At 41.0% G+C, this 18,405-nt stretch carries 11 protein-coding genes; 8 read left to right on the plus strand and 3 right to left on the minus strand.

All coding sequences use genetic code 11. The annotated features are described in order from the left end of the window. Positions 1-2 precede the first annotated feature (2 nt). The 8 genes from ABDW32_RS17605 (at position 3) to ABDW32_RS17640 (ending at position 14,137) form a co-directional block, all read left to right on the plus strand. A complete protein-coding gene (locus tag ABDW32_RS17605) occupies positions 3-1,946 on the plus strand; it encodes a DUF4836 family protein (RefSeq protein WP_343564745.1) in 1,944 nt (647 codons plus the stop codon). Between the two features lie 186 nt (positions 1,947-2,132). Further along, positions 2,133-2,933 (plus strand): CpsB/CapC family capsule biosynthesis tyrosine phosphatase, encoded by an 801-nt coding sequence (locus ABDW32_RS17610; RefSeq protein WP_343564747.1) that lies wholly within the window; start codon positions 2,133-2,135, stop codon positions 2,931-2,933. Between the two features lie 217 nt (positions 2,934-3,150). Then, a complete protein-coding gene (locus ABDW32_RS17615) occupies positions 3,151-4,743 on the plus strand; it encodes a DUF3843 family protein (protein ID WP_343564749.1) in 1,593 nt (530 codons plus the stop codon). 290 nt (positions 4,744-5,033) lie between these two features. Further along, positions 5,034-5,588: an RNA polymerase sigma-70 factor gene (locus ABDW32_RS17620; RefSeq protein WP_343564751.1), complete on the plus strand. Its 555-nt coding sequence runs from the start codon at positions 5,034-5,036 to the stop codon at positions 5,586-5,588. A gap of 47 nt (positions 5,589-5,635) precedes the next feature. Continuing rightward, positions 5,636-6,601 carry a FecR domain-containing protein gene (locus tag ABDW32_RS17625; protein WP_343564753.1) on the plus strand — a complete coding sequence of 322 codons (966 nt, stop codon included), beginning with the start codon at positions 5,636-5,638 and terminating at the stop codon, positions 6,599-6,601. Positions 6,602-6,604: 3 nt separating this feature from the next. Then, complete coding sequence (locus tag ABDW32_RS17630; protein WP_343564755.1) at positions 6,605-9,958, plus strand: SusC/RagA family TonB-linked outer membrane protein; 3,354 nt, start codon at positions 6,605-6,607, stop codon at positions 9,956-9,958. Between the two features lie 26 nt (positions 9,959-9,984). Next, positions 9,985-11,502 carry a SusD/RagB family nutrient-binding outer membrane lipoprotein gene (locus ABDW32_RS17635; protein WP_343564757.1) on the plus strand — a complete coding sequence of 506 codons (1,518 nt, stop codon included), beginning with the start codon at positions 9,985-9,987 and terminating at the stop codon, positions 11,500-11,502. Between the two features lie 163 nt (positions 11,503-11,665). Then, on the plus strand, positions 11,666-14,137 hold the full coding sequence (locus ABDW32_RS17640; protein WP_343564759.1) for a phospholipase C, phosphocholine-specific: 2,472 nt from the start codon (positions 11,666-11,668) through the stop codon (positions 14,135-14,137). Between the two features lie 120 nt (positions 14,138-14,257). On the opposite strand, the gene ABDW32_RS17645 is transcribed toward ABDW32_RS17640, so the two are convergent. From ABDW32_RS17645 to ABDW32_RS17655, 3 genes are read right to left on the minus strand one after another with little or no spacing between them, the layout of a single operon-like run. Continuing rightward, on the minus strand, positions 14,258-15,601 hold the full coding sequence (locus ABDW32_RS17645) for a TlpA disulfide reductase family protein (protein ID WP_343564761.1): 1,344 nt from the start codon (positions 15,599-15,601) through the stop codon (positions 14,258-14,260). A gap of 11 nt (positions 15,602-15,612) precedes the next feature. Further along, positions 15,613-16,839 carry a thioredoxin family protein gene (locus ABDW32_RS17650; RefSeq protein ID WP_343564763.1) on the minus strand — a complete coding sequence of 409 codons (1,227 nt, stop codon included), beginning with the start codon at positions 16,837-16,839 and terminating at the stop codon, positions 15,613-15,615. Positions 16,840-16,881: 42 nt separating this feature from the next. Next, the gene (locus ABDW32_RS17655) at positions 16,882-18,375 is read right to left on the minus strand and encodes a retropepsin-like aspartic protease (RefSeq protein ID WP_343564765.1); all 1,494 of its coding nucleotides are present in this window, start codon (positions 18,373-18,375) and stop codon (positions 16,882-16,884) included. Positions 18,376-18,405: the final 30 nt, after the last annotated feature.

The following is an 18,405-nucleotide window of genomic DNA, read 5'->3' on the forward strand; positions in this document are numbered from 1 at the left end:
ATATGAAATCAAAAATTTTATTGACTGGATTGGCATGTTTCTCTTTAATGGGAAGTGTGAAGTCGCAAGATTTAATCACACTCATTCCTGAAAATGCTGAAGTTATTGCAGCATTTAATATAAAAGAAATTGTACAGAAGGCAAATGCCAACAAATTGAATGAGCTGCTTCAAAAAGCAGGTCTCTTCAAGAAAATTGAAAAATCTGGCGCTTCGGTTGGGAATGATATCAAAAACCTGGGCATCGATTTGTCTCAAACGGCTTATTTCTATAATAGAAAAACGGATAGTGTAAGTTTTCTCGAGTTTATATTTCCGTTGTCCAATAAGGGACAATTCGAAAAGCTAATACATGATGCCGGTGAGCCCAAACCTTTTGCCAATGGATATTCAAGTATAGGGATGAAAGCCGGGAGCATCTTGGTTTATAATGACCGTGTAGCACGTTTTATTTCGTCGACGATAAGCACAACTTTCTTTGAGGATGAGGCTGTGGCGAATCGTTATGGGATTAAAAAGGTCGCCTACATGTCGCCTGCGGCAGTGGATTCCGTGGCCACAGTAATAGATTCAGCAGCATGGGAAGAAGATGAAAAGGTGTTGGAACCACCAACTCCGCCAGCAATTGTAGAAAGTGTTCCAGATACCGTTTTGGCGAATGCTGAAGCTGCTGTGCCCATGACTGTGGATGTAGCTCCCGTAGAAATGCAAGATCCAAGTTATTACGATTCGCTTTATACATCCTATGAGAATCAAAACCGAAAAAATGATTCGATACGGAATGCACTTCGTGATAAATGGTTGAACGAAGAAGCGACGCGTTTGCTATCTGCCTCCTATAAGCCGCTGTCCATTTCGGATCAGGGAAAAGTGCTTAAAAATTTGGGACTGGTTCGTTTATATGTGCCGCGAGTCGAAGAGCTTTACCGTGGTCTGACGCCTTATAAAACCATTCCTTATCTCTATATGGGAATTAATATGGATAAATTTAAAACAGGTTATAAGGATGGAATGCTGGATTTACTGCAAGATGGCGATGTATTGCGATTGAAGGGATCCATGGGATTAGACAAAGATCTGGCTGAAATGTCTAAACGCTTATACGCAAGAAAACCAAATGGGAAATTCCGTAAATATTTGACAGATAAAACGCTTGGATTCTTTAATGTAAACATTAATTCAGAGGCCTATTTGCGAGATATGCCTGCTTATATGGCAAAATACTATGGCGGGTTACTGGGGCCACAACAAGATTTAGTTGAATGGGGATTAATGGCGCTAGAAGTTGCATTGGATGAGAAAGCAATTGCCCAGGTGATGCCCGGGGATCATCTTTTTGTGGTTAATGGATTACGCAAATTCAGGAAGGAGTATATAGATTATAGTTATGATGATGATTATAATGCAACAGAGGTAAAGAAAACGAAAGACGAAACCTTGCCCGTTTTTATCTGGATGTTTACTTCAAAGGACCAGCGTTTGTTCAGAAAAGGACTGGATCTTGCAGTCGCCAAAACCCTTGGTAAAATGCAGGATGGTATTTACGCTTTTTCGTCCAAAAAAAGCATGGATTTTCCGATGTATGTCCTTCTGAAAGAAGATTTGGTAATGGTAAGTAATGATTCATTGGCTTTACATGATATTCGCCAAAATAAAACCATGGCTCCTGCAAATAAAGATTTCATCAAGTTGATGAAACAAAATAAGATGTCTGCTGCGATTGACTTACAAAAATTGCCCGCTATGTTAAAAGAAATGGGAGTAAACCCGGGAAGACAGTGGGAGCAAACTGTGGCGCAGTTGAATCAATACGGTAGCACGGCAATTACGTCGAAAGGAATTGTAGCTGACCGTATGGAAGCAGAAATTTCCACAAAACTTCCGCAGACAAAAGATGGAGCGATCAGTTATATGATTGATCAGATTTTAAAAGAGATCAGCAAATAAGAAACTAATAAATGGGCTAGGAAACAATTTGACAAGTAAAATTGTTTCGTGCAAAGTTTGTAATATTATGGTTATATTTTTATAATGTTAAATTAATATTACGCTCCTTCGGACGAATAGTGGTATTTTTGTTGTTTATTGTTTACAAAATAATAGGATAGCTAAACGATTTATACATTATAGGATATGGGGATATTTTCAAAACTGTTTGGAAACAAAACTCAAGAGTCAAAAATCAAGGTTGTAGGTGCCCTCGCTTTTTTAGAGGTGGATATGCATAATCATATCCTTCCGGGAATAGATGATGGGAGTCAGTCCATTGAACAATCTATTGATTTATTGAAAGGGCTGGGCAGAATGGGATTTGAAAAATTTATTTGTACACCGCATATTATGGATGGCGTACATCCGAATACCATCCGAACAATTGAGGGAGCCAAAGATAAATTAGTGGAAGGTCTGAAAGAGCTTCCTAATCGTCCCGAAATCCATCATGCCGCTGAGCATATGATCGATGATGGCATCGCGCGGTTGATCGAGACAAATGAGCTTTGTGTGATGCCGGGAGGGTATGTGCTGATTGAAATGTCCTATTTACAGGAATCCAAAGCCTTGTTTCAAACGATATTAGATATACAAAAACTGGGATACCAACCTATTTTAGCGCACCCAGAGCGTTATAACTATTATCACTATAATTTTAATATGTACAAACAGATCAAAGATGCTGGTTGTATGTTGCAATTGAATCTGCTTTCAATCAGCAGGTATTATGGAGTTGAGGTGAAATCGGCCGCTTTGACGATGATTAAATCAGGTATGTATGATTTTGTAGGGACGGATGTGCATCACGGCCGCCATCTTGCAGCATTGGAAGAGATTGTTGCTAAATATCCTGTCCGCGATTTACTAAAAACATGTTCTATTTTAAATCCGACCCTTCAGGATCATTTGAAAAACGATGATAATGTAATCGCCGCCGGATAAGGAATAATACTATTTAAGATATAGAGATGCCCCCTAAGGCATCTCTTTTTGTTTCTCCTTGACAGGGTATTTTTTTATCCTTTGCAGCTAAATCATATGCGGCTATTTTACCTATTATTGATCCGGTTGGATGTCTAAATTATTTTCAGCTATGCATGTGTTTTGCAATCATGGAAATTTCGAAAATTTGGCTACTTTTGGATTTAGCATTTTTCATATGAGAGGAAACAGAATTTTTATTCAAGATTGGATAGCACACCATACTTATCAGAAAGCAAACGATATAGACAGTTATTATTTAAGAGTTGCCAATCAGATCAACGATAGCTTATCAACGTTGTGGTTTGAAGAGCCAGAGACAAATGATCTTATCCATACGGACGCCTTAAAGACATTAAGTATTTATCTTACCTGTTATTTGGAGGACGTAATTGCCAATACAGGAATATTTGCCGCTTTCAGAAATATTCATAAAGACCTATATGATCAGTTTTTACCTTTCTATAAGGATAACAGCCTGTTAGACTACTATCCCGAGGATATCAATAGTGAAGATGTGGCGGTATTGACCTGGTTATTTTTTAGTGAGCGTAATCCACATTTGTTTATCGATCCTCATGGACGTTTGATTCAGTTGATAACGGATCTGGCCTATGCTATTCTGGAAGAACATTATGAAGTGGCTCCTGAAAATCCAAAGTTAAAATTGGAATATACGCTGGATGAAGCTGCGAATTATTTTGAAGTCCGTAATTTTATCGAGAAACTTGTCGCAACCAACTATCTGACCGCAGGCGAGTATAATACCAACCTTAACCACCTGATGCAGGTGGCAGAATTGGGAAGATATCAACATGACCAAGCGCAATTGCAGCAAATGATTTATCGGGTCCGTGATAACCATTTTAACAATTACCGGTTACATTTATTTGCCCTTAAATCTTCTGAATTTGTTGCTGAAGTACTGGGTAATCAACATGCACTGTACGGTTCTGTTAAAACCTTGGGGAACCGTATCAACAGTTTCTTTGACTATGTAAAAACGGATGAACAGTTTGTCCATGTCAAACATATCGGTACGAAAACAGCATTCAAGATTTATAAGGATTCAATTCAGGAGTTTGCTGAACCTTCGGAGCCATTATCCTTCTATATGGAAATCGTTCCTTGGAAGGAAGCTTGGAACCTGTCCGGCATTATGACGGTGGTCAATTCGGAAGAGGTGAATTTTGACCTACCGGAGCAATATGAGATGACCTATCGCATTGAGGCGATGAACGGTAAGGACAAGAGCTTGAAAAAAACAGAAAAACAGCTGAAAGATATGGGCAAATTATTCCAGTCTGAGCAAAAGGCTGCTGTAGCTTTTATGGAGGGGCGGGAAGTGAAAGAGTTTGCAAATGAGTTCTTTAAGAGATATCAACAAAAATATCCCAGCAAGGAGGAATCACCACTTCCGGAATCAAATCTAGACCTGACGGCGGATGCGAAAGTAACGGTTTTCTTTAATCCGAAAACAGGATTAGAGGTCTTTGGTGGAATAGAGGAATTCTTCCCACTACCGCATAACCCATTTATTGAAAAGCAAGATGAGGGGACTGAGGCAGATGTTCCATTTGCACGTTACTTCTTGAACCTGCTGGTGGAAGATTTTTTCCCGAGCGAGTTGCCTAAGTATTATGCCAATTTATTTAAAACGGAAGTGGATAAGCAATTCTTTTTTCCCTTAGAAGAAGCCGTACTGGATTTCTTTCTACGCTTTTATAAAAGAGGAAGTTATTTTCTGGGACCATTCCCGCTGATAAAATAAGTGCGTTTTATTGCGTACCTATAAACTTTTTAAATCCCATTGGATATTCCAATGGGATTTTTTTTCATCAACTCCTATTGACAGGAGCGATATCCTGACCCTGCTATCTTGCTGCTGGCCATCCCTGCGGAAGATGTCTGCCCCTGCGGATTAATTTAATGTAAATTAATCGTACCTAAAATGTTATCACTGTTCCGGGAAAGGACAAGCTTTGGGTTATGATCTATTTTCATTCCGATATTTTGGAAAATTCTACCTAAACTTGTAAGGTCAATTACAAGTGATGAAGGATGCCTATCGAAAACAACAATGTTCCCGATTTTAAAAAATTCTTTTTGTCTTACAAAGACAAGGTCTACAAATATGCCTTGTTACATCTGAAAGAAGAAGATACCGCCGCTGACTTGGTGCAGGAAGCGTTTTCTCGTATTTGGAAAAAGTGGGGAGAATTAGATGAAAATAAGAATCCGCAGTCTTATTTATATACCATTGCAAAAAACCTCGTATTTGACGAATTGAGAAAGCAGAAAGTACGGTTCCAATTTAAACTTGATGAAAATGATGCCTCCAAACAGGTGGATAATTCAAACGAAGAATCTATCCGTTTTAAAGACCTGGAACGTGTCTATCGTGAAGCGATTGAAAAGCTGCCTAAAGCTCGTCTGGAGATATTCCTTTTGAGCAAAGAAGAGTTTTTGGATAATCAGGAAATTGCGGAACGCTTAGGGATCTCCGTGAATACTGTACGCGATCAATTGGTCAAGGGAAACAAGTTTGTACGCCAGTATATCCTGGATAATTTTGAGATTTCGACAGCCCTGTTGATTTTCTTAACTATTTTTTAGCGTAGCGTCGTCTTATCGTCTTTTAGATACGTATATGTATTTAAACGATGGCAAAGATGATGGATCCCAAATTAGCTGCACTATATACGAAATACCTAAAAGGGGAATTGACCCCACAGGAAAACACCATATTTTTAGATTTATTGACTTCTTGCGATAAAGACGATTTACCGGATCTGGAGGAGGTAATCGCGCTGGAAGAAGGCGCTTTCGATTTAGATCAATCTACCGCTGACCATATTTATTATACAATTACCGGCACGGAATTGACCCCCAAATTGCAACCTATCTGGAGGAGATGGCGCGTTATCGCTTTAGCCGCTGCTGCCTTGCTGTTGATCGGTTTTGCATTTCTATTTTTGTTTAGGGTGCAACCACTACAAGGCGATTCAGAATACAAAGTGGTCAAATACAGCAACCCAACGAAATTTGTCAAACAGCTTACGCTTTCCGATGGTACACGTGTTTCCCTTCGCCAAGGGGCATGTATTGAAATTCTATCTGATTTTAATGTAGACAGTCTACGACGGGTCAAACTTTCGGGCGAGGCTTTTTTTGAAGTGGCCAAAAATCCTGACCAAGCTTTTGTGATTGTTAATTCGGGTGATTTTGACGTACGCGTATTAGGAACGGCATTTAATTTAATCTGCTCTCCGCAGCGTAGCCGTTTGGTCTTAAATCACGGAAAGGTGAAGGTATCCCATGGGCATCAGTTCTCTATAGTTCACCCTGGTCAACAGGTGGCTTATGACAGGGATCATGGGCAATTTGATGTGTCGCCTGCCGATACCGTCGTTTCTTCAAATGGGAAAGGTGAGTTATTGTCTTTCAAGAATGTACCCCTTTCGCGGATTGTTGCCGATCTGAATAACCTATATCCGGATCAAAATCTACGCTTGATCGATTCATTTCAAACAGCAAGTTTTACAGGATATCTACCAGCCAATGATCTTGACAAATCATTAACAATTCTTAATACAGCATTTAATCAAATAATTATCCATAAAAAGTAATTTATGAAAAGAACCAATTACTATTTAAAACTTATGGGCGGGGCGTTGCTGTTTCAGTCTCTAGCGCTTCAAACCATGGCTTCTCAGTTTACAACTGGGGAAGGGATCGGGAAAATTCTTGCCAAAATGGAACAAAAGTTCAACGTAAAATTTGGCTATGATGCTTCTATTGCCGATCAAAAAATCAATGAACTCGCCAATCTTGAAAAGCTGAAAAAGGAGGGAATTGCCCAATTCATCCAATTGATTTCTGATGGACATCTCGAGGTGAGAAAGATTGATGATAAGCTTTATGTTGTGTCAAAAAAAGAGACCAATGAATCCGCAAATGAAAAGATGTTAGCTACGCAAAAGGAATTGCGTGGAAAAATAGTGGATCAGGAAACCAACCTACCTATTGCGGGAGCTACAATACGTGTCAAGGAGTCATCTATAGCGGCAACGACGGATCAGCTGGGGGCGTTTAAGTTATCCGGAGTTTCGGATCATGCGATACTGCAGGTTTCTTATATCGGATATGAGCCTGTTGAGGTGTCAGCAAATAGCGCAAGTTTGATTCGGCTTTCCAAATCGTCGGAGGCTTTGGAGGAGGTCGTGGTAACAGCTCTTGGTATCAAGCGCGAGCAAAAAGCACTTGGGTATGCCGTTCAGGACATCAAAGGTGACCAATTGGCCAAAGTTAAAGGTGTTGATGTGGGAACAACATTAACTGGTCGTGTTTCGGGTTTGCGTGTCATGAACAGTACTGAATTTAATCGTGCACCAGATATACAACTTCGTGGAAAAAATCCTTTGTTGGTGATTGACGGTGTTGCTTATGAAAACATGAGTTTGCGTGATATCGCTGTTGACAATATTGAAAATATTTCAGTACTGAAAGGCTCTACAGCGGCGGCTCTATATGGGATTGAAGGGGCCGGTGGAGCAATCATGGTCACCACAAAAAAAGGCCTTCCCCAAAAAGGAGTAGAAATCACTGTAAACTCCAATAACATGTTCTTTGCGGGATATTTAGCGCTCCCGAATGTACAGACATCTTATTCTGCTGGATATGGTGGTAAATACAATACAGACGATGAGGTCTGGGGGGACAAGCTGGATATCGGTCGGAAATATAAGCAATGGAATCCACTCACTAAACAAATGGATGATGTAGAAACCGAATTGACTTCAAAGGGAAAAAACAATTTTCAGAATTTTTTAGAGCCTGGTTTTATCTCCAACAACTCGGTTAGTTTTACGAATCAAGGGGAAAACGGAAGTATCCGTACCTCCATAAACCATATCTACAACAAGGGTCAATATCCGAATACCAAGCTGAATATGACCAATATTTCCGTGTCTGGGGAAACTAAGATATCTGATAAGGTAAATCTGGAAACACGTTTGGGATATAACAGAAGGTATGCGCCAAATGATTTTGGCTCGGGCTACAATAATCAAGGCTATATTTATAATATCTTGGTATGGACAGGTCCAGAATATGATTTAACACAATACAAGGACTATTGGCAAACAGAAAATGTCAGTCAAAACTGGTTATACAAAGCTTGGTATGACAACCCCTATCTCTCAGCCTATGAGAAAATAAGTTCAGAACTAATCAATAAACTGAATGCTGCGGTTACGTTAAATTACAAAATGACTGATTGGGGGAATTTCTTGTTGCGCAGTGGGTATGACTACTATGGTAATACAAGAGAACAGACCAATCCAATGGGTATCTACGGAACCCGTGGCGGTTTTGATGGCTCAGGCGGTTATGATAATAGAGGGAAGTACTGGTCCAGAAAACAAGATGGCTTTAGCACAACCAATGACTTTATCTTTACGGCCAAAAAGAATTTTGGTGATTTTGGTATTGATGCACTTGCAGGCGGTTCTATTTTCTATCGCAGGGATAATACCATGACTGCATCCACGGTCAATGGTCTCACTATCCCAGGGTTTTACTCCTTGCGTAACTCCATAGGCCCTGTTTCTGCTGTAGAGGGTAAAACCAAGGAAATGCGTAATGGTATATACGGCCGATTATCCCTGTCATGGCGCAATGCGATATTCATCGAAGGTACAGCCCGTAATGACTGGTATTCTATGAGGCCTGATAAATCTTATTTCTATCCATCGGTATCAGGAAGTGTCGTAGTGTCTGACTTAATTCACAAGCCAAATTGGTTGAATTTATTGAAGGTAAGAGGTTCTTGGGCATCTACGGTATATCCACCTGATCCGTATGAGATTAACCAAACGTTTGGCGTAAGCAACAATGTGTGGGATGGTATGAGTACGGCTTCATATCCAAATATTATAAAAGACTATTTTATTAATCCGACTAAAGAGGATATGACCGAGTTCGGTCTGGAATGGGCCGTCTTAAACAATCGTCTGACCGGAAGTTACACCTACTACGCCAGAAGGCGCTATAATGTCATCGCTGATATCTCAAACTCCAATTACAGCAATATATCACATACCACTGGTTTTAGGGCTCGTCTAATCAATTTGAAAGAAGAGCGTATGACCCGAGGTCATGAGATCTCGTTGGGCGGAGTTCCAGTCCGGAGAGAAAACTTTGAATGGTCTGTTAATGGTAATCTTTCGCAGAATCTACAATATTATCATAAACTTGATCCGGACTATACGGCCGATGCACTTTATATAAAAGAGGGTATGCGCACCGACCATTATGTGACGCGGGATTGGGAACGCTCACCAGATGGAGAGATTATCCATAATGCTGCCGGCATGCCTGTCAGTGCTGTACATACAGCACGATTGTTTGGTTATACTGCCCCAAAATGGTTCTGGGGAATCACCAATCAATTCCAATACAAAGATTTTAATCTTTCCTTTAGTTTTGACGGTCGTATCAAAGGATTGTCCTATTCTAACATGAACGCACGTTTATGGCAGACTGGAGCACACCCTGATTCCGACACGAAGGAACGTTATGAAGAGGTGGTGAATGGCAATCGCACTTTTGTCGGTAAAGGGGTAAAAATTGTGTCAGGCGAGGTAAGCTACGATAAATATGGTCAAATTATAAAAGATACACGTGTTTTTGCACCGAATGAAACCGTTGTGTCTTATGAAAACTATTGGAAAAGAGCTTATTCCGGTACGCGAAATATTTGGGACGAAACGTTTATTAAGTTACGAGAAGTTTCATTAAGTTACAATTTGCCAAAAGACGTAGCTTCTCGATTTAAAGCCAAAAAGGCGAGTATTGGTGTCACTGGACAGAATCTGTTTTTATGGACGAAAGAGTATCGTTTCTCCGATCCGGATGCGGGTTCAGAAGATCTAAACTCTCCATCGATGCGTTACCTTGGTTTTAACTTAAGCCTTAGTTTCTAATCTAACACTTTTAACACGGATTACAAATGAAAAAAATAGTCACATATTTATTAATCGGACTCCTTGGAACAACAGTATCCTGTTCCAAGTTTGAAGAGATCAATACCAATCCTGAGGCGACCGATAAGGTAACTTCGGGCATGATCGCCACACGGATCATACTAAACCTTGCAAACCAGCCTACACAAAAAAGTTTTCTGCAACCTTATATGCTCAACAAAAATATCGTTTGGACGGAATTTGTGGAGTCGTTTCAATATAACGGTTTTGGAGCAGGTACCCTGAGTTTTAGTGCTATAAATGATGCGCACTTCATGCCTAAATTTGCTACTTCGGAGAAATTGGCTAAATCTTATGAAGGTTTAATGTATTTTGCCCGCGCCGTTAAATTCTTTGAAGCAACCATGGATTTAGGGGATATCCCTTATCATGATGCGTTAAAAGGAGAAACAGATAAGCAATATTTTCCTAAATATGACGCCCAGAAGGAGGTATTTATCGGTATTCTAAAAGAATTGGAATTGGCCGATCAGGCCTTTGCCGCGGGAGAAAATTTCACTGGAGACCCTCTATACGGGGGGAATACCACCAAATGGCGTAAATTGGTGAATAGTTACACATTAAATGTATTAATGCAGCTGAGCAAGAAAGTTGGTGACGCAGATTTAAATATCAAAAACCGCTTTCAGCAGATCGTTGCCAATAAACCGATTTTTACGGCAAATGCAGATAATTACCAATTAATTCGTTCGGATAAAAGTGGACAACAGTACCCTTTTTATAAAGTCGGGAATAACTTTACAATCTATCCAACCATGTCTACCGAAATCGTGGATAGGTTAAAAGCGCGTTCGGATCGTCGTCTATTCTATTATGGAAACCCTTCGCCCAAAAAGATTAGCGGTGGAATGACGGCAGCGAACTATGACGCTTACGTCGGTATTGACCCTTCGTTGAAATATGATAATATCCTGGATATTAAAAACAGTAATGACTATTCGAAACTGAATGACCGTTATACTGAGATCGCAACTGGAGAACCTACACAGCAGCTCTCGTATGCGCAGCTTTGTTTTATCCTCGCTGAAGCAGCTGTTCGTGGCTGGATAAATGAACCGGCTTTGGCATGGCACAAAAAGGGAGTGGAAGCCTCTATGCAATTTATCTTCGATAATACGCCTAATACTGAACAGTTTCATCATGGTATGCCTTTGGATGCAGCTTACATAAATACTTATATCGGTGGTCTGACATTACCTGTTGGAGCAGAGGCACAAATCGAGGAAATCATTACCCAAAAATATCTCGCCAGTTTTCTGCAATCGGAGTTCAATACGTATTACGATTACCGAAGAACAGGTTATCCGAAATGGAAGATCAATCCAGAGACGAGCTTGAATTCAGAGGCAACAGGCAAGATACCGGTTCGCTGGCGATATCCAGCCGTTGAATATGATTACAACACGGAAAACGTGGATGCCGCGGTGTCCAGACAATTTGAGGGTGTGGATAACGTTAATCAATTGATGTGGATCTTAAAATAGGTAATACATTGAGCTGTTGATTTTTTTATGGTAAAACTATCCCCGTACATGAGATCAATCGTGTGCGGGGATTTTTCTTAAAAACGTTACATAAAAAGCGCTTGCGAATGAATATATTCGCTGATAGACCATTGAATTTATAAGAGATATAAGAGATATTTTTATGGATAGTAGAAGAGACTTTATCAAGAAGGCCTCCTTGTTGGCTGGGGTTTTTGGCTTACAGAGTGCTGTGCCGGATGCGATACAGCGTGCTCTGGCGATTGAACCAGTTGCGGGGAGTTCTGTTTTAGATGCCGAGCATATTGTTTTGTTAATGCAGGAGAATCGTTCCTTTGATCATAGTTTTGGTACATTGCGAGGGGTGCGGGGATTTAATGACCCCAGGGCTATCACACTACCTAGCGGAAATCCTGTATGGCTGCAGGCATCCGCTTCAGGTAAGACGTATTCGCCTTTTCGATTGGATATTAAGAATTCCAATGCAGCCTGGACAGGAAATCTTCCCCATTCCTGGGAAAATCAAATGGCAGCGCGTAACCAAGGAAAACATGATAATTGGATAGAGGCAAAACGTCCCGGTGGAAAAGTGTTGAGCGAGATTCCCTTGACTATGGGCTATTATACCCGTGAAGATATTCCCTTCTATTATGCATTAGCCGATGCATTTACGATCTGTGACCAGCATTTTTGTTCCTCCATTACAGGTACGACAACCAACCGCCATTTTTTCTGGACGGGTACCTGTGTGCCACATAAAGGGGCAAAACCGTTGATCCGTAATTCAGATATTTACTTCAACCGTTGGGCGCATTGGAAAACTTTTCCAGAACGTTTGGAGGCGGCGGGTATCTCATGGAAGGTCTATCAGAACGAAGTCAGTATGGAGACTGGCCTTAATGGAGAAGAATGGTTAGGTAATTTTACGGACAATAATTTAGAGTGGTTTTCACAGTACCATATTGAATTCAAGAAAAGTCACCTGGAATTTATGCGCAAGCGCGTGGCAGAACTTCCTGCTGAGATCCAGGAGCTTGAAAAAGCATTGGCTGATAATGGAACTGAAAGCGTACAGAAAACCAAAAATAAGCTCAAGCAGAAACAGGAGCAGCTCAGCAGCTATAAGAAAAAGCTGGAACGACTTACCGAACAGGCTTTCCAACAGCTTCCGAAAGAACAAATTGCATTGCATGAGCGTGCGTTTCAAACCAATGAGGATGATGCATTTTATCGTGAAACGACCTCAGTATTACATGAAGGAGAACAGATTACTGTACCAAAAGGGGATGTATTACATCAGTTTCGGAAAGATGTGAAGTCGGGGAATTTACCTACAGTATCCTGGTTGGTTGCGCCACAATGTTTTTCGGATCACCCTAGTGCACCAATGTACGGGGCTTGGTATGTATCTGAAATCTTGAATATACTGACTGAAAACCCGGAGATTTGGAAAAAAACTGTTTTTATGCTCAATTACGATGAAAATGATGGTTACTTCGATCATATCCCACCGTTTGTAGCGCCAAACCCGGCAGATGCCCGGTCGGGAAAAACTTCAGCAGGATTGGATTATAGCGATGAATATGTGAGTTTGGAACAAGAACTGGCCAGCGGCGAGAAGAAGGAGCATGCCACCGAGGGACCAGTTGGTCTGGGCTATCGGGTACCTCTGATTATTGCGTCTCCCTGGAGTAAAGGCGGTTGGGTCAATTCGGAGGTCTGCGATATTACGTCGACCATTCAATTTATGGAGTATTTCTTTGACAAGAAACTTGGTAAGGACGTAAAAGAACATAATATCAGTTCCTGGCGCCGTGCTATTACGGGAGATCTGACTTCGGTATTCCGGAAGGCGGAAAGTGGAACTGCTGTGGAATTACCATTCTTGGACCGTAATCAACAGATTTACGCGATTGATCAGGCGAAATCTAAACCACTACCGAATAATTTTCATGTTTGGACTGCAGATGAGATGCAAACGTTACAAAATACGGGCAAGGCAGCACAATTGGCAAGACAGGAAAAAGGTCAAAAAAACTCCAATGCGCTGGCCTATGAGTTATATGCAAATGAATCTGTTGATAAGGACACGATAAAACTGGTGATGTCTGCGGGGAATAGGATTTTCGGCGTTAAATCCCTGAGCAGCCCTTTTAATGTGTATAGTGGCCCGAGTTATAAAGATGGTGCAAGTTTTTGGCCATTTGCGGTTATCGCGGGGGAGGAGTTGAGTTTTGACTGGAACCGAGCAGACTTTAAAGATGGTTATTATGATTTAACGGTATACGGCCCAAATGGGTTTATGCGCAGCTTTAAGGGAGATGCGGATCGTCTATCTATTGTTGCGAGCTATGAAATCGGGAAGAAAGGAGTTCCCACAGGAAACCTCATCCTGGAAGCGAGCAATAAAGGTGACAAGACCCTTCACGTGCAGGTGAAGGATAATGCCTACAGCACCTGGAAGAAAAATACCGTATTGGGTCCTGGTAAATCCATCAAATGGGTTGTAGAATCCCAGAAAGTAAGTGGTTGGTATGATGTGACTTTACAGATTGTTGGAAGTAAATTTGTTCGCCAATTTGCTGGCCGCGTAGAGACGGGTAGCCACTCGAAGACTGACCCACAGTTGGGCTAAAAACCAAGAGGTGTAAAATGCTGATATGAATTTGGCTAACCCATTTGTAATATAACAAAAGCCCCTAGTTTTAGTTGAACCGGGGGCTTTTATGTTTTTGGTACGTTGATATTCGGTATTTTATTTTTTAATCCATTCTTCCAGCAGAGCTTTTAATTTTGGATCGCTTGGTCTTGGACTATCCGCCGTGATTAGATTTCCGGCTTTATCAATGAGTATATAGCGTGGAATAGAATTGACTTTGTAAGCATTGGAAAGTTCATTGTCAGCGCCTGCATGCAGCTGAATTCCTTTTAGCTTTTTCTCTTTCACATAGCTGTCCCATTTGGGTTTGTCCTGATCTACTGATATGCCTACAAAGGCTACTGGTTTTCCGTTAAATTCTTCATTTAATTTTTCCCAATGCGGTTCTTCGGCACGGCATGGACCGCACCAGGTCGCCCACATATCCACCAAGACGACTTTGCCTTTTAATTCGGCAAGACTAATTTTTTTCCCGGTAATATCTGAAAAAGCAAATTGAAATGCAGGTACACCTGTTTTCGTTTCCACCAACCGTGCCTCGACAACTTTTGATCGTTCGATTTGCTCAGGAAGCGTAAAATATTTTTTGTATTTCTCATTCATTTCCTGAAAGTCACCATAGGAACGTGCACCCTCAAGACGTTGCAATATATATTGTCCTTTAAGTATGTCTGGTCCGATGGCTGCAATTTGTTGATCGAAAGTTGGTTTAGTGGATAGGTCCAATTTCCGATAAATGATATTGCTCATAAAGCGGTCGCCGTACGGAAATTTTAATAGTTCCGTTGTTAGGTAACGATCTGCATTGAATTGCGTATAGAAATCGCTCATTTCCTCTTTGCTCGGGTGGGCTGTACGCGGCATGTAAAGATAAGAGATCGCATAATAGGCAAAATCATAATCGACTAGCTCGGGAAAGAATTTGTCGAAAAGAACGTTTCCTGTTTTTGCGCTCTTTTTGATGGCATCAAGTTTTACCTTAAACTGTTCAACCTCGGGGAAGAAATCGACATAGGTGCTCATACCTCCGGGAGTGGTTCCTTTATCACGAAAAGATTTCGACTGTTTGTCCCAAGCGTATAAGGTTTCGTTTTCTGGACTGTTTTTACCTGTTAATTCGTAGTCATTTTGACTTAGTTTTAGATTTAAATCCTCATTTCCCTTGAAGTAAAAACGAAAAAGTCCCTGTTGATTCTGTGCATTCCCACTACCAACAGCATATAATCCTTCATATTCAGGAGTAAAGCGAAATGCAAATCGTCCTGACGCATCGGGGATGGATGTGGCAATTTCCTTCAGTCGGCCATTCAGTACTTTAAATAGGCCGACGCGTTTTACTTTCGAGGGGTCTGTCGTTCCGGTAATGTTGCTTGGTTGTTGTGCAAATGCTACAACTGAGCAAAGCACAGTAGTGAGCAATAAAATGGTTTTTCTAATCATGAGAAAGATGGTTAACTTAATTTAAATGGTATAATTTTCTTAATCTCCTTAGCCTTATATAAACTGGCATCTTTTCTTTGTATGGCCTCTCTTAGCTCCTGTAGGTCCTTTTTGTCCAAGGCTAAGAATGGAGCTGTTAAATCTGATTTCAGTAGCCTTTCTATCCCTTTGAAAGCTTGATCAAAATCTTCTAAATAGTAATGTAATAGGATCAGTCGATAGCTGTCAACGGGATCTAGTGTTTTTCGTTGTTCTGCGGCTAGATATTCAGCGCGTATAGACTTCAGGATGGCGGGATTTTTTGATTGATGCATAATGACAGGCCCGAAAGCGTTGCTGCGTTCATCCCAAGTAGGATAGAGTTTATATTCGTCAATCAGTGCAAAATAGGCGGCCGCATTTTGGGAGGCGGCATAGTAACTTGTAACAAACTCAGGTAAGAAGACCGCCCACAATTTATCATTGAAGGTCGGACGTATATAGGTCAGCATAATTTTTAAGCTGTCCAATTGCTGTTCTGTGCCGTATTGTTTACTTTTTGCTTTCGCGATTGTTGAAATTTTATTGCGGAGTAAATTTCCGCCATATCGTTTAATTAATTCTGGAAGATTGGCATAAGCCCAGTTATTGTATTTTTTGAAGGAAGTCACGCTATTGGCTACGAAAGCAGTTTCGTTGAACAGGTCTTTTTGTTGCCCGAGGTAGCTTTCGAGTTCCGCAAAATCATGTTTTACTCCGGTTTTGATAAAGCGTTCGCTATAGGCTGCGGGATAACTGTTGTCTAAAGTATTGTTAAATGCGAGATATTGGGCTGATTTGTTGCGTTGGACAGCCTCTTTTAATAGAGGAACAAATCGGTCTACGCCAAAAAAACCGGATTCAGTCATTATGGTTTTGCCTTCGGGGCTTACAATGACATAGGTTGGAAATCCTGGGGCAGCGTACTTCCGGGCTAATTTTTTCCCGTCTTCCTCTTTCATCACATCTGTTTTGTACAGAATATAATTATCGTTGAGTTCTTTAGTAACTGCCGGATCCGGAAATACTTGTTTGTCCATTTCTGCACAAGGCATACAACCAACAAAGTACAGATCGATCAGAATAAGTTTGTTTTCCTTTTTTGCCTGAGCTTGGCATTCCGCATAACTCCCTTGGAAGATTTTTTCCTGGGCAATTGCTACGTTTGAAAAGAATATGCCGTAATAGGCTATAATAATATAAAAAATAAGCTTTTTCATATGATTTGTTTTGAGAATTGAAGGTATTACGTTTTAGCGTGATTAGATATTTACGGTATGATCATCAGTAGTTGTTATAGAAATGGATCCTCCGGTTGCTTTTAATCGAATCTCATCTATGAGGGATGGATTTTTTTTCAATTGATCGGCTGTATAACTGTCTATGCGTTGGATCAATGCACCTGTTTTCAGACCACCTGGTGCTTCGGCAGCACCTACAGCGCCAAGTGCTTTCAGCTTTCCGGTATTATCCCAGCCAAACTGATAATTCTTAACTAAAAAATCCTGCGGGTGGTCGTGTAATCTATTGGGGGAGAAATATACCTCACCTTCCGCCAGATTTATGGTGATATTATAGCGGCTTAATAGGCGAACCCCAATTGAGCCATCAAAACCAGGTTGCCAATGTTCATTGCCAGTACTGCCGCCCATGAGTGTTACCGGCAAGCCCTGCATGGGTGGGAGGGGAGAAATGGCAAATTTGTAGCTTTTGCCCGAAAAGGTGGGCGAGGAAACACCCATGCTTACGGTTGCGGCCTGTGCCTCGGCTTTGAAGCCGCTAACAAGCAGTTTGTTTTGACGTACAAAGGGACGGAAGCAGATCAGATCGTATGAAGCACCAGTGTCGAAAACGAAATGTCCGGAGTAGCTCTTATCCTTGATAATTTCAAGCTGCCCGGGTAGTATCATTACCCCCGCGGGCATTGTAATCGGTACGGCAGTTCCCTTACCCTTGTATTGAAAATCGCCAAAATCGTACAATGAAATCGTATTTTTATCGTAATCGATGTGTGTGATAAATTGGCGTATCAGGGTATTACCAATAATGCCATCACCTTCTTTGCCCATTTCAGGAAAGATCGCAATACCCTGTCCTGCCAGTTTAAGCGTGTCCAATAGAATACTATTGTTGTCAGATACCTGAATTTTTGTGTTTCCGCCGACGACAGAAGCGTTGTTCTCACGCGTTACCTTTAGGCCAATAGCATCGGCAAGTTGCTGGTTTACCGCCATTCCGTCTGCCCCAGTGTCAAACAGGAGTCTTAATGGCCTTTCATATCCATTGATTTTGACCTGCAGGTAAATGGAGCCATTCTTGTTTTCAAAAGGAATAACCGCCCGTAATTTGGGAGTGTTCTCTCTTTTTAACCCATATAGTTGATCAAAAAGACTGAAATAGATTAATTTCCCCTTATGATCAACTAGCGCTTGATTGCTTGTTGTCTTGCCTTTCGTATCGGTAACCTCTATTTGAAGTAATGTTCCTTTTTTAGTTTTCTTGTCCGATAGAATATTGACTGCTTTTAGGGGGTAATTTTTGATAATTTGGTTTAAGCGGAAGCTGGCTCCTGCACCGGTATGTCCAGCTATGGAAAAATTTGGCGCCAGCTCAGCGCTTATGAAAGAGCTGTCTTTTTGTTCAAAGCAGGTGAGTAGTTTGGCCGGCAATTGGCTTGCGAGCTGAGCTTTTGACCACGATGCTAAGGCTGTTAACAGCAAGAGAGCTCCGGCTTTTATAATGGATTTATAAGTCATGGCAATAGAGAATAAATTAGCGTATTTAGT

The sequence above is a fragment of the Sphingobacterium sp. genome (genome assembly GCF_039596235.1).
In the GTDB taxonomy this organism is placed as follows: domain Bacteria; phylum Bacteroidota; class Bacteroidia; order Sphingobacteriales; family Sphingobacteriaceae; genus Sphingobacterium.